Origin of the sequence: Aeromonas popoffii, assembly GCF_037818705.1 — a bacterium.
Lineage (GTDB): Bacteria > Pseudomonadota > Gammaproteobacteria > Enterobacterales > Aeromonadaceae > Aeromonas > Aeromonas popoffii.
In genome coordinates this window covers 444,798-456,925 of record NZ_CP149129.1, presented here as the reverse complement: position 1 = coordinate 456,925, position 12,128 = coordinate 444,798, and the positions used below count along the sequence as shown (strand labels likewise).

The 12,128-nt window shown below is 60.3% G+C and carries 10 protein-coding genes and 2 tRNA genes; 3 read left to right on the top strand and 9 right to left on the bottom strand.

What is annotated here, in order from left to right:
• Positions 1-18: 18 nt before the first annotated feature.
• From tuf to WJM78_RS02190, 3 genes are all read right to left on the bottom strand, one after another.
• Positions 19-1,203 carry an elongation factor Tu gene (gene tuf, locus WJM78_RS02200; protein WP_033135315.1) on the bottom strand — a complete coding sequence of 395 codons (1,185 nt, stop codon included), beginning with the start codon at positions 1,201-1,203 and terminating at the stop codon, positions 19-21.
• A 172-nt stretch (positions 1,204-1,375) separates the two neighbouring features.
• A tRNA-Gly gene (locus WJM78_RS02195) sits at positions 1,376-1,450 on the bottom strand.
• Between the two features lie 38 nt (positions 1,451-1,488).
• A tRNA-Tyr gene (locus tag WJM78_RS02190) sits at positions 1,489-1,573 on the bottom strand.
• 261 nt (positions 1,574-1,834) lie between these two features.
• Here WJM78_RS02190 and coaA point away from each other — a divergent pair.
• A complete protein-coding gene (gene coaA / locus WJM78_RS02185) occupies positions 1,835-2,773 on the top strand; it encodes a type I pantothenate kinase (RefSeq protein WP_339013195.1) in 939 nt (312 codons plus the stop codon).
• A gap of 80 nt (positions 2,774-2,853) precedes the next feature.
• Here the strand turns inward: coaA and birA are convergent, their stop codons facing one another.
• Together birA and murB are read right to left on the bottom strand one after the other, a co-directional pair.
• A complete protein-coding gene (gene birA / locus WJM78_RS02180; protein WP_339013192.1) occupies positions 2,854-3,819 on the bottom strand; it encodes a bifunctional biotin--[acetyl-CoA-carboxylase] ligase/biotin operon repressor BirA in 966 nt (321 codons plus the stop codon).
• Positions 3,816-4,853, bottom strand: a complete 1,038-nt coding sequence (murB, locus tag WJM78_RS02175) for a UDP-N-acetylmuramate dehydrogenase (RefSeq protein WP_339013190.1) — start codon at positions 4,851-4,853, stop codon at positions 3,816-3,818. The genes birA and murB overlap by 4 nt, the downstream gene beginning before the upstream one ends.
• 127 nt (positions 4,854-4,980) lie before the next feature.
• Between murB and WJM78_RS02170 the strand changes: the two genes are divergently transcribed.
• The gene (locus WJM78_RS02170; protein ID WP_108536529.1) at positions 4,981-5,634 is read left to right on the top strand and encodes a potassium channel family protein; all 654 of its coding nucleotides are present in this window, start codon (positions 4,981-4,983) and stop codon (positions 5,632-5,634) included.
• Complete coding sequence (locus WJM78_RS02165; RefSeq protein ID WP_108536530.1) at positions 5,631-6,986, top strand: TrkH family potassium uptake protein; 1,356 nt, start codon at positions 5,631-5,633, stop codon at positions 6,984-6,986. The genes WJM78_RS02170 and WJM78_RS02165 overlap by 4 nt, the downstream gene beginning before the upstream one ends.
• A gap of 73 nt (positions 6,987-7,059) precedes the next feature.
• On the opposite strand, the gene WJM78_RS02160 is transcribed toward WJM78_RS02165, so the two are convergent.
• The 4 genes from WJM78_RS02160 to WJM78_RS02145 all read right to left on the bottom strand — a co-directional run bounded on the left by WJM78_RS02160 (position 7,060) and on the right by WJM78_RS02145 (position 12,060).
• Entirely contained in the window at positions 7,060-9,027 is a 1,968-nt protein-coding gene (locus WJM78_RS02160; RefSeq protein ID WP_339013185.1) for a DNA topoisomerase III, read from the bottom strand.
• 402 nt (positions 9,028-9,429) lie between these two features.
• On the bottom strand, positions 9,430-9,891 hold the full coding sequence (locus WJM78_RS02155; protein ID WP_042036002.1) for a hypothetical protein: 462 nt from the start codon (positions 9,889-9,891) through the stop codon (positions 9,430-9,432).
• A 125-nt stretch (positions 9,892-10,016) separates the two neighbouring features.
• Complete coding sequence (locus WJM78_RS02150; protein WP_042036001.1) at positions 10,017-11,366, bottom strand: sensor histidine kinase; 1,350 nt, start codon at positions 11,364-11,366, stop codon at positions 10,017-10,019.
• A 37-nt stretch (positions 11,367-11,403) separates the two neighbouring features.
• On the bottom strand, positions 11,404-12,060 hold the full coding sequence (locus WJM78_RS02145) for a response regulator transcription factor (RefSeq protein WP_042036000.1): 657 nt from the start codon (positions 12,058-12,060) through the stop codon (positions 11,404-11,406).
• Positions 12,061-12,128: the final 68 nt, after the last annotated feature.

Genomic DNA, 12,128 nt, shown 5'->3' with positions numbered 1-12,128 from the left:
ATTTATGTAAGCCAAAGATTAAGCAATCACGCTGGCTACAACACCGGCACCTACGGTACGGCCACCTTCACGGATAGCGAAACGCAGGCCGTCGTCCATTGCGATCGGCGCAATCAGGGTAACAACCATTTTGATGTTGTCGCCTGGCATTACCATCTCTACGCCTTCCGGCAGTTCGATGGTTCCGGTCACGTCAGTTGTACGGAAGTAGAACTGCGGACGGTAGCCTTTGAAGAACGGGGTATGACGACCACCTTCTTCTTTGGACAGTACGTACACTTCAGATTCGAACTTGGTGTGCGGCTTGATTGAGCCCGGCTTGGCCAGTACCTGACCACGCTCTACGTCTTCACGCTTCACGCCACGCAGCAGCGCGCCGATGTTCTCGCCTGCACGACCTTCGTCCAGCAGTTTGCGGAACATTTCAACACCGGTACAGGTGGTAGAAACGGTATCTTTGATACCAACGATTTCTACGGTCTCACCGACTTTAACGATACCGCGCTCTACACGACCGGTTACTACGGTACCACGGCCAGCGATAGAGAATACGTCTTCGATAGGCATCAGGAACGGCAGGTCAATTGCGCGCTCCGGCTCCGGGATGTAGGTATCCAGGTGGCCAGCCAGCTCGATGATCTTCTCTTCCCATGCAGCGTCGCCTTCCAGCGCTTTCAGCGCGGAACCGCGTACTACCGGCAGGTCATCACCCGGGAAGTCGTACTCGGTCAGCAGTTCACGCACTTCCATCTCGACCAGTTCGAGCAGCTCTTCGTCATCTACCATGTCGCACTTGTTCATGAACACGATCATGTATGGGATACCAACCTGGCGACCCAGCAGGATGTGCTCACGAGTTTGCGGCATCGGGCCGTCGGTCGCAGCAACTACCAGGATCGCGCCGTCCATCTGAGCAGCACCGGTGATCATGTTTTTAACGTAGTCAGCGTGACCCGGGCAATCTACGTGGGCGTAGTGACGGGTAGCGGTGTCGTATTCTACGTGGGAGGTGTTGATGGTGATACCACGCTCGCGCTCTTCCGGTGCCTTGTCGATCTGGTCGAAGGCGAAAGCTTTACCACCGAAGTGCTTGGCCAGCACGTTGGTGATGGCGGCGGTCAGGGTGGTTTTACCGTGGTCAACGTGGCCGATGGTACCCACGTTAACGTGCGGTTTATTACGCTCAAATTTTTCTTTAGACATGATCGTCCCTCTAAACTAACGCTGAGTACGCGGTGGCAAGCTAACCACAGAACAGTTTATATGATGGATTTGAATCTGGTGGGGAAGAGAGGTTGGTGCTGACAGCCAGGTTCGATTGCCGAACTCACCCTGAGGTGTGACTCTTGGTATCGCCTGAGCCATATCAGCATCTTGGAGCGGGCAGCGGGAATCGAACCCGCATCATCAGCTTGGAAGGCTGAGGTAATAGCCATTATACGATGCCCGCATTTCTCTCACCCAAAGAACTCAAACCGCAGAGAAATATGGTGGAGGGAGAAGGATTCGAACCTTCGAAGGCAGAGCCGTCAGATTTACAGTCTGATCCCTTTGGCCGCTCGGGAACCCCTCCGATGCATAAATGCCACAACGGTTATTCTGCTTGCACCCGTTGTTTTGTCGCTTTTGCCGGGCAAATAGGCGACAGACATCCAAGCGTCGCGCATTTTATTGTAAGGATTTTGGGGATGCAACTATTGCGCCTTGCAAAATGTGTATTATTGCCGGGAAGCATGCAAAAAAGGACTCACTCTCTGCTCGAATCCGCCACATCTCTTGTCGCTCCCCACCCCTTGGTGTATGGTCGCCCTGCCCAAGAAACAGTGATGACACCATGACGACCGAGCATAACCCCTATCTGCAATTCACCCGCGAACAATGGGCGTTATTGCGCGATGCTGTCCCCCTGACCCTGACCGAACACGATCTGCAGACCCTGCGCGGGATCAATGAGAAGGTGTCATTGCAGGAGGTCGAAGAGATCTATCTGCCCCTCTCCCGTCTGCTCAATCTCTACGTCAAGGCCAAGCAGCGCCGCAGTCGGGTGCTGGAACAGTTCCTCGGCCAGTCCCGCGGCAAGGGCACCTACATCATCAGCATCGCTGGCAGTGTGGCGGGAGGAAAGAGCACCACGGCCCGCATCATGCAGGCCCTGCTGGAGCGCTGGCCGGAACATCCGCGGGTGGAGCTGGTCACCACGGATGGCTTCCTCTATCCCAACAAGGTGCTGGAAGAGCGCGGCCTGATGCGTCGCAAAGGCTTTCCGGAATCCTATGACATCCGCCATCTGGTGGAGTTTGTCGCCAATATCCGGGCCGGCCACGAGAAGGTCGAGGCGCCCGTCTACTCCCACCTCATCTATGACATCATTCCCGATGAGAAGAAGGTGGTGGAGCAACCTGACATATTGATCCTGGAAGGGCTCAATGTGCTGCAAAGCGGCATGGATTACCCGCAGGAACCCCATCGCGTCTTCGTGTCAGATTTTGTCGACTTCTCCATTTATGTAGATGCCGAAGCCGAGTTGCTGCGCACCTGGTATGTCGAGCGTTTCCTCAAGTTTCGCAGCGGCGCCTTCTCGGATCCGGACTCCTACTTCCATCACTACGCCAGACTGGCGGAGAGTGAAGCCAGCAAGATTGCCAACACCATCTGGCAAGATATCAACTATCTGAATTTGCAGGAAAACATCCTGCCGACACGGGAACGGGCCAACTTGATCCTGACCAAGGGCCACGAGCACGCCATCGAGCAGATCAAGCTGCGCAAGTGATGGTCGATGCATACAGTACATAAACGAAGAGGGGGCCCACAGGCCCCCTCTTCCATTGGTGTCTCTGACACACAGAGATATCAGTCACCCCGTCGCAGGGATATCTCTCCCCCCAGATAGAATCTTATCCCCTCGCCCGTCTCCAGTCGCAGGGCACCGCGATCGTCGATACCGCGAGCTACCCCGCGGATCTCCTGCTCCCCCATCAGGAGGCGCACCGGCCGGCCGGCGAAGTGATCGAGCCGGTTCCAGTTGTCGACAAAACTGGCCAGACCGCTCTGCTCGAAGGTCAGCATGGCCTGTTGCAGGTGCTCGAGCATGCGGGCAGCCAGCAGATTGCGATCCACCAGTTCCGGCTGTATATGGCGCAGCTCGGACCAGGCCTGATCGATCCGTTCGCCCTCCCGGGCCGGCATCGCCAGATTGAGGCCAACCCCGATCACCAGGTTGCAGCTGGCACCAGCACTACCACTCATCTCCACCAAAATGCCTGCCAGCTTGCGCCCCTGATAATAGAGATCGTTCGGCCACTTCAGTTCTACCCCCGGATACCCCAGAGACTCCAGCGCCTGCACCACAGACACCCCGACCGCCAGACTCAGGCCCATGGCCGCCGCCATGCCCTGCTCGATCCGCCAGTACATGCTCAGGATCAGTTGACAACCAAAAGGGGAAACCCAGGGCTTGCCACGGCGACCGCGCCCCGCAGTCTGGCACTCGGCCAGACAGCTCTCGCCGGACTGCAGCTGGTTGACCCGCTCCAGCAGGTACTGGTTGGTAGAGTCGATCACCGGGAAGCAGTGCACCGGCGCCATGGGGGCCAGCGCCTGCAACTGCACCTGATCGTACAGCGCCATGGGCACCGCCAGTCGATAGCCCTTGCCAGTCAGACTGAACAGATCCAGCCCAAGCTCCTTGAGGGCGGCCATGTGCTTGCTCACAGCCGCACGACTGATGCCGAGCTGCTCGCCGAGCTGCTCGCCGGAATGAAACTGGCCATCGCTGAGCAAGGTGATCAGTGTTTGTCTGATGGGAGTCAGTGTCATGCCAGCACCTCATCGAGCCAAGTCTCACCGGTCAGGCCCATGAAGCGCACCTCGTGCTCCAGCACTACCCCGAATTTCTGCTCCACGCTGTCGCGCACATGGGCCGCCAGGGCAATGAGCTCCATGGCGCTGGCTCCCCCCAGATTGACCAACACCAGCGCCTGCTCCTGATGGACGGCGGCGCGGCCGATGGCAAAGCCCTTGAGACCGCACTGATCGATCAGCCAGCCCGCGGCCAGCTTGACCCGCCCTTCCCCGGCCGGGTAGCAGGGCATATGTGGATATTGCTGCTTGAGCGTGTCGGCCAGCGCCGTCGTTACCACGGGGTTCTTGAAGAAGCTGCCCGCGTTGCCAAGTACGGCGGGGTCCGGCAGCTTGGCACTGCGGGTAGCGCAGACGGTATCGAAGATGGCCTGCGCGGTGGGCGCGTCCCCGAGCGCCGCCAGCGGCCCGTAACCCAGCACTGGCGTCCAGGCTTTGGGCAGGCGCAAGCCGACGGCTGTGATGAAATGGGAATGCTGACAGGCATGCTTGAAGATGCTGTCGCGATAGCCAAAGTGACAGTCGACAGCATTGATGCGCTCCAGCTGGCCACTTTGCCAGTTGAACGCCTCGACATAGGCACAGACGCTGGCCAGCTCGACTCCGTAGGCACCTATGTTCTGCACAGGCGCGGCGCCGACCGTCCCTGGGATAAGCGCCAGATTCTCCAGGCCGTACCAGCCCTGTTGCAAGGCGTGGCACACCAGCTGATGCCACCCCTCCCCGGCCGCCACGTGCAGCAGCCAGTGCTCGCCCTCATCCTGCAGCTGAATGCCCTTCAAACGGTTAAGCACCACCAGACCGGCAAAATCATTGCAAAACAGCACATTGCTGCCGCCACCCAGCACCAGGCGGGGCAGGCTGCTCAGTTCTGGGTTGACCACGAGCTGCCGCAGGTCATCGACCTGTTCCACCTCGGCCAGCCAGAGGCAATGGGCATCGAGGGCGAGGGTGTTGAACGTCAACAAGGAGGCGTGAGGGGTGAGTTTCATCTGCGTGTCCCGACAATGGCAAGCGGGCAGTCTACCTTATATTCCCACCGGACGAAAAATCCGGCCCTCTTTTCGGACTCGGTCCGCTGGAGTAGAGTATGCGGATCCGACTCTTGAGGAAGTACTCATGAACAACCAATTTGCCGTCATCGGCCTGGGACTGTTTGGCAGCGCCCTGTGCGAAGAACTACAACGGCAGGATGCCGAGGTACTGGCGATTGATATAGACGAGAACAAGACTCGCCAAATCGCCACCCTGTGTAGCCATGTCGTCGTCGCCGATGCGACCGACGAGGCCACGGTGGCCGAACTGGGACTGGCAAACTTTGACATCGTCTTCGTCGCCATCGGTGACAACCTGGAGACCAGCATCCTCACCACCCTCGTATTGAAAGAGGCTGGGGTGAAGAAGGTCTGGGTCAAGGCGCGCGACAAGTTCCACGCCAAGATCCTGCAGAAAGTCGGTGCCGACAAGGTGATCAACCCCGAATGGGACATGGGCCGCCGGGTCGCCCAGAGCATGCTGGACAACCGGCTGTTCGACTATCTGGAGCTGGGTCACAACATGGTACTGACCGAGTTCGTCATCGGGCTGCAGCAAAATGGCAAGGTGCTGGGCGATCTGCACCTGCTGCAGCAGAACGATTTCCAACTGCTAGCCATCAAACGCGGTGAAGTGCTGCACAACGTACTGACCGGTAAGATGGAGCTGCAACTGGGCGACATCCTCATTCTGGCGGGCAACAAGCATGCCATCGACCACTGGCTGGAAACCTTATGACACGTTGGCGTAGCAGCTACGCCTTCGCCCTCCATCGGGAGCGAGACCCCCGCTGGAACGAGGCAAGGCTGATCATCGGCAGCTTTCTGATCATCCTGCTGATTGGCGCCATCTTTCTGGTGCAACCTTCCAGCCACAAAGGCGAGGTCACCTTCGTCAACGCCCTGTTCACCGCCACCTCGGCCATCAGCGTGACCGGCCTCGGGGTGGTAGATACCGGCACCGCCTTCACCCTGCAGGGGCAGATCTTCCTGCTGATACTGATGGAAATTGGCGGTCTGGGCCAGATGACCATGACCCTGCTGCTGATCGCCATGTTCAGCCAGCGTGTCGGTCTGCGCCAGCAGGTCTTGGCCAAGGAGGCGCTGGGCCAGGAGGGCTCGGTCAATATCATTCAGCTGGTGAAGCGCATCGTGCTGTTCGCCTTCATCGCCCAGCTGATCGGCACTGGCCTCATGGCGTTCCGCTGGGTGCCGGAGATGGGCTGGGAGCACGGCCTCTATGTCAGCTTCTTCCACGCGGTTTCGGCCTTCAACAACGCCGGCTTCTCGCTATTTTCCAACGGCCTGATGGATTATCGGGATGATCCCCTGATCTCGCTGGCTATTGCGCTCTTGCTGATTCTGGGGGGCATAGGTTTTACCGTTATCGTCGATCTGGTACGCAACCGCCGCTGGCGCAAGCTGAAGCTGCACAGCAAGCTGATGCTGGTCATGACCCCGGCCCTGCTGCTGGTCGGTACCCTGATGTTCTGGCTGTTGGAGCACAACAACCCGGGCACCCTCGGCAAAGCCTCCTTCGGCAACCAGTGGCTGGCGGCCTTCTTTCAGTCTGCCAGCGCCCGAACTGCCGGTTTCAATACCATAGATATCGGCTTGATGACCCCGGCAGCCCTGCTGTTTCTGATGATGTTGATGTTTATCGGTGCCGGCACCACCTCGACCGGTGGTGGTATCAAGGTCACCACCTTCGCGGTCGTGCTGCTGGCGACCAAGGCGTTTCTGACCAAGCGGCCCCATGTCACCGCCTTTGGCCGTACCCTGTCGCCCCAGATCGTCACCCGTTCGCTGGCCATCATCATCGTCAGCACCATGGTGTTGATGCTGGCGATGTTCATGCTGATGGTGACCGAGGATCTGCCGTTCGACAAAATCATGTTCGAGACCATCTCGGCGTTTGCCACTGTCGGCCTCTCTACCGGCATCACGGCCTCCCTGAGCGAGCCTGGCAAGCTCATTCTGGTGCTGGTGATGATCTGCGGCCGTCTTGGCCCCCTCACCCTCGCCTTTATGCTGGCCCGCCCGGTCGAGACCCGCATCAAATACCCGGAAGAGGGGCTCTATACGGGTTGAGTCCACATCCATAAGAGAAAGGGGCCATCACGGCCCCTTTCTCTTTCTCGGTATCGGCACCCTGTTCAACGGCTCAGGCCACCTTGGCCTTGGCCGGCCGCTTGCCCGCACTCTTGCGAGCAGTGCCAACCGCCCCCGCACCGCTCTTGCGGCGGGCGAAGCGCGGCTTGCTGGCCCCCGGCGCAGCCTTGGGCAGGGCACTGAAACTGGCGCCAGAGTCCTGCCGCGCCCCCTCGATCAGGCCGTTGAGCTGCTCGGTAAGCGGCCCCATAAACTGCTGGTAGCTGGCGTGCCGCTCGGCAATCTGACCCAGGCGCTGCTCCCACAGGGCCGTCATGTCAGGTGTGGTGGCGGTAGCGGGCAACGCCAGGATCAGCGCCCGTCCGGTGGGGGTGCCCTTGATGCTCTTGCCTTGGCGCACCAGAAAACGGCGCTTGAACAGCAGGTCTATGATGCCGGCCCGGGTCGCCTCTGTGCCGAGCCCGTCGGTTTCGCGCAACGTCTTGCGGATCTCGGGGTCCTGCACGTAGCGGGCTATGCCGGTCATAGCGGCCAGCAGGGTGGCATCGGTGAACGATTTGGGCGCCTGGGTCATCTTCTCCAGCAGCTCGCCGCGCTCGCACTGCAACTCGTCACCCCGCTGCAGGGCAGGCAGGGTGCCCGCCTCCTCTTCGTCATCCTCTTCCACCCCCAGCAGGGCCTTCCAGCCCGCCTTGAGGATCCGCCGCGCCTTGGCCTGGAACAGGCCGCCGGCGATACGAAGCAGCACCTTGCTGTCGTTGTACTCGAACGGCGGATAGAACTGCAGCAGGTATTGGCGCGCCACCAGACCGTAAATGTTGGCCTCATCGCTGCTAAGGCTGGCCTCGTTGCCGCGCTTCTCGGTGGGGATGATGGCGTGATGGGCATCCACCTTACTGTCGTTCCACGCCTTGCTGCGGATCTTGCCGTCCGCCTCGCTCACCGCCCTGGCGAGCGCTGGCGCGGTCGCGGCGATGGCATCCCGCACCTGGGCCGCCCGGTTGAAATGATCGCTCGGCAAATGACGGCTGTCGGATCTCGGGTAGGTGATGAGCTTGTGGCGCTCGTAGAGTCCCTGACACACATCCAGCACCCGCTTGGCATCCATGCCAAAGCGTTTGGCGGCATCGATCTGCAGGCTGGATAGGTTGTAGGGCAGCGGCGCCGCCTGCTTGCGAGCCTGCTCCTCGACCTCTTCCACCGATGCTGGTTGGCCATTGATGCGACTGACGACCTTCTCGGCCAATGCCCGGTTGAGCACCCGCCCCTCCTCATCCTGCCAGGGTTGGCAGGCCTCGGAAGGCAGCCACTTGGCGCTGAAGCGCTCGCTACCTTCGGTCACCACATGGGCCAGCACCTCATAGAAGGGTTTGGGCACGAAGGCCTCTATCTCCAGATCCCGCCGTACCACCAGCCCCAGCAACGGGGTCTGCACCCGACCGACCGACAGCAGCTCGCTGCAACCGCCCTTACGACCAAGCAGGGTGTAGGCACGGGTCATGTTGATGCCGTAGAGCCAATCGGCACGGCTGCGGGCCAGCGCCGACACCGCCAGCGGCACGAACTCCTTGTTGTCCCGCAGCTTGTCGAGGGCGCGGCGCACCGCTGGCGGATTGAGGTCACTGATGAGGCAACGCTGTACCGGCCTGGTCTTGGGGTAGCCGAGAAAGTCGATCACCTCGTCCACCAGCAGTTGCCCTTCCCTGTCCGGATCGCCGGCATTCACCACACAGTCGGCCTGCTTGATCAGCCGCTTGATGACGCTGAGCTGGGTTTTGGTCTTGGGCTTGGCGACCAGTTGCCACTGGGTGGGAATGATGGGCAGCTGCTCCATGCGCCACTGCTTGAAGGCAGCGTCGTAGGCGTCGGGTTCGGCCTGCTCCAGCAGGTGGCCGATGCACCAGGTCACCACATCCCCCTGGGCTGTCTCGATGAAGCCCTCACCCTTCTTGTGGGGCTTTGGTAACACATCGGCAATGGCGCGGCCCAGACTGGGCTTCTCGGCGATAAAGAGTCGCATGGCAAACACACCTGAATACTGTATATGTGAACAGTATATACCGAGCCTTTTGCAAAGCCCAAGCCTGGCTACCTGCGGGTTCGGTGATCGTGACCACGCTATCGTTCAGCACCATGACTCGGGGTCAAGGATGCAACGACTCTTCAGGATGCGCATGCGGGCCAGATGATGAAGCTGACCCTGATTCCCGCTCCGAAGGACACAGGCTCCGTGCTGGCCAACACCGCCCACGCGGTCCCGGCCAACGGCTGAGTCCACACTCGACCAACAAAAACGGCGCCATCAGGCGCCGTTTTTGTTGCTGTCAATATGCTGTAGCAGTGGAGACTCAGAAGTCACCTTCCTGCATGTCCTCTTCCGTACACTCCACCCGCTCTGCCGCCAGAGCATGGACAGAGTGACTCAGAAGTCGCCTTCCTGCATGTACTCTTCCGCACACTCCACCAGCTGGGGCCAGAGCTCTTCCGGTACCCAGGCATCCGGGTCATCTTCGTCGCCGTCGTACTGGGTCCAGAAATAGCGACGCAGGCCGGCGGCGAAGTCATCGCTGACTTCGGCCAGCTCGGAGAGGGGCCCCAGCCAGGCGATCCGGCGCAGACCGGAGGCGAGATCGTTGAGCGCATCCACCAACGCACGATCGTCGCTGATCTGCTCCACCAGCAGGGTGAAGCGCTCGCGGGCGCTGGCGATTTCGTCTTCGTCCAGCTCACCCACATCGGCCAGCAGATCGATGAAATCTTCCAGCAGGAATGCGATCAGGCTCTCCCTGTCTTCGAACCACTGGAGCTGAGCCCCCTTGATCCCCAGTACAGAGGAATCGAACGAGTCATCAAGATGACATAGTGCCCATGGATCATCTGTCATTGCTACCCTTCCTCAGGCTTTAACCAGTGTCTTATCTTATGCTTGGCTCGCTCCCCTTGCCACCTTGAGCGGTGACGGGGCGCGGGCTAACCCAATGCCATCTGCCCCATAACGAGGCTGGATACCTAGCTCTCTACCCTTGCCACCTTGGGCAGTGACAGAGACGCCGCCAGGCCACCCAATTCTGCCCGGCCCATGATGAGATTACCTCTATAGGCCTCGGCCAGATCGGAGACTATGTTGAGGCCAAGCCCCGAGCCGGGCACCTTCTCGTCGAGCCGTACCCCGCGCAGCACCGCCTTGGCGATCTGATCCTCGCTCATGCCGGGACCGTCATCCTCAATACGCAGCGTGATCCAGCCCCCCAGCTCGGCGCTGGAGATACGCAGCTGACCGGCCGACCACTTGAAGGCGTTCTCCAGCAAGTTGCCCACCATCTCGTCGAAGTCCTGCTCCTCCACCCCGACCGCCAGATTGGCTGGCACCTGCAGATCCACCGCCTTACCCGGATAGAGACGGGAGAAGGCGCGGCAGATGTACTCCACCCGCGCCCGCACCGGAGTCGAGACCCCGAGGATCTTGGCGGCGCCCGTCACCCGAGCCTTGCCGAGGTGGTAGTCGATGTGGCGCTGGATCTGGTCGAGCTGTTCGCCGATGGCGGCCTGATCCTCGGGTGACAACTGGGCCACCTGATTGCGCATTATGCTGAGTGGCGTCTTGAGGGCGTGGGCCAGATTGCCGGTGTGGAAACGGGCCCGTTGCAGCAGTTCACCGTAGTGGTGCAGCAGGCGGTTGATATCCTCCACCAGCGGTTGGATCTCCAGTGGATAACGCAGCCGAAATCCCTCCTGATGACCCTGATGCACCCGTCCCAGCTCGCGGCGCAGCAGATGCAACGGGCGCAGACCATAGACGATCTGGAATATGAAGCCCAGCACCAGACCGGTAGCGGCAAAACCGAGGCCAAAGAACAGGCTGATCCGGGTCTTCTTCAAGGTCTGGGTCAGGGCACTGCTGTCCTTGGCCATCACCAGGGTAAACTCCCGATCCGAGCCCGGCAGCAACACGGCGCGGGTCATGATCAGCAGCGGCTCCTTGTTGGGCCCCCTGCCGACGAAGAGATCGGGATCACCAAACGCCGATCTCAGGCCGTGCACGTCAAGGTGCACATCCCACAGCGAGCGAGAACGGTTGACGACCTCCCCCCCCAGCTCCAGCTGCCAGTAGTAGCCGGAGTAAGGTTGGCGAAAACGGGGATCCGCCATGGGCTCGGTGACGATGGGCAGGCCGTCTGGCTGGATCTCGAGCCGGGAGAGCAGATCATAGAGCTGCAGGCGCAGGAAGTCGGCTTCCGCCTCCTGCCAGTAGTTGCGCATCATGGTCTGCAGGCTGAAACCTGTGGCGAACAGGAGAAGGCCGCACCAGACCAGGGCGATGACCACCAGCCGCCCACGCAGGGTTCGTATCAGCCTCATTGCGCGAGCCCTTGCCGTGGCTGCATCAAGGCCTGACTCATTCGTTGATCCGGTATCCGAGACCACGCACAGTCTCAATAAGATCTGAGTGGGTCTTCTTGCGAATCCGGCCGATGAAGACTTCGACAGTATTGGAGTCGCGGTCAAAATCCTGGGCATAGATGTGGTCGATCAGCTCGCTACGCGACACCACCTTGCCCCTGTGCTGCATCAGGTAGCCCAGCACCCGAAATTCGTGGGCGGTGAGCTTGATGGGGGTGCCTTCGTACCATACCTGAGACGCCGCCATGTCGAGCCGCACTCCGCCTATCTCCAGGATTGAACTGGCATTACCCGCCGCCCGCCGGACCAGCGCCTGCACCCTGGCGACCAGCTCGGCCACCTGGAACGGCTTGGTGAGGTAGTCGTCAGCGCCGGCATTGAGCCCTTCAATCTTCTCGTGCAACTGGCCGCGTGCGGTCAGTACCAGCACAGGGGTATCGATCCCCTTGCTGCGCCACTCCTTCAGCACGCTCAGGCCATCGCGACCCGGCAGGCCGAGATCCAGAATAATGGCATCATAGGGCTCGCTCTCGCCGAGAAAGCCGGCCTCGTTGCCATCATGACAAAGGTCGGTCACGAAACCGGACAGACGCAGCTGTTCCGCCAGCTGGCCTGCCAGAGTCTTCTCATCTTCAACTATCAGAATGCGCATAAATGGGTATCCAAAGCAGGGTTACACTTGCGTCAGCGGAGAGGGGTCGGGCAACCATGTCTGCCCGA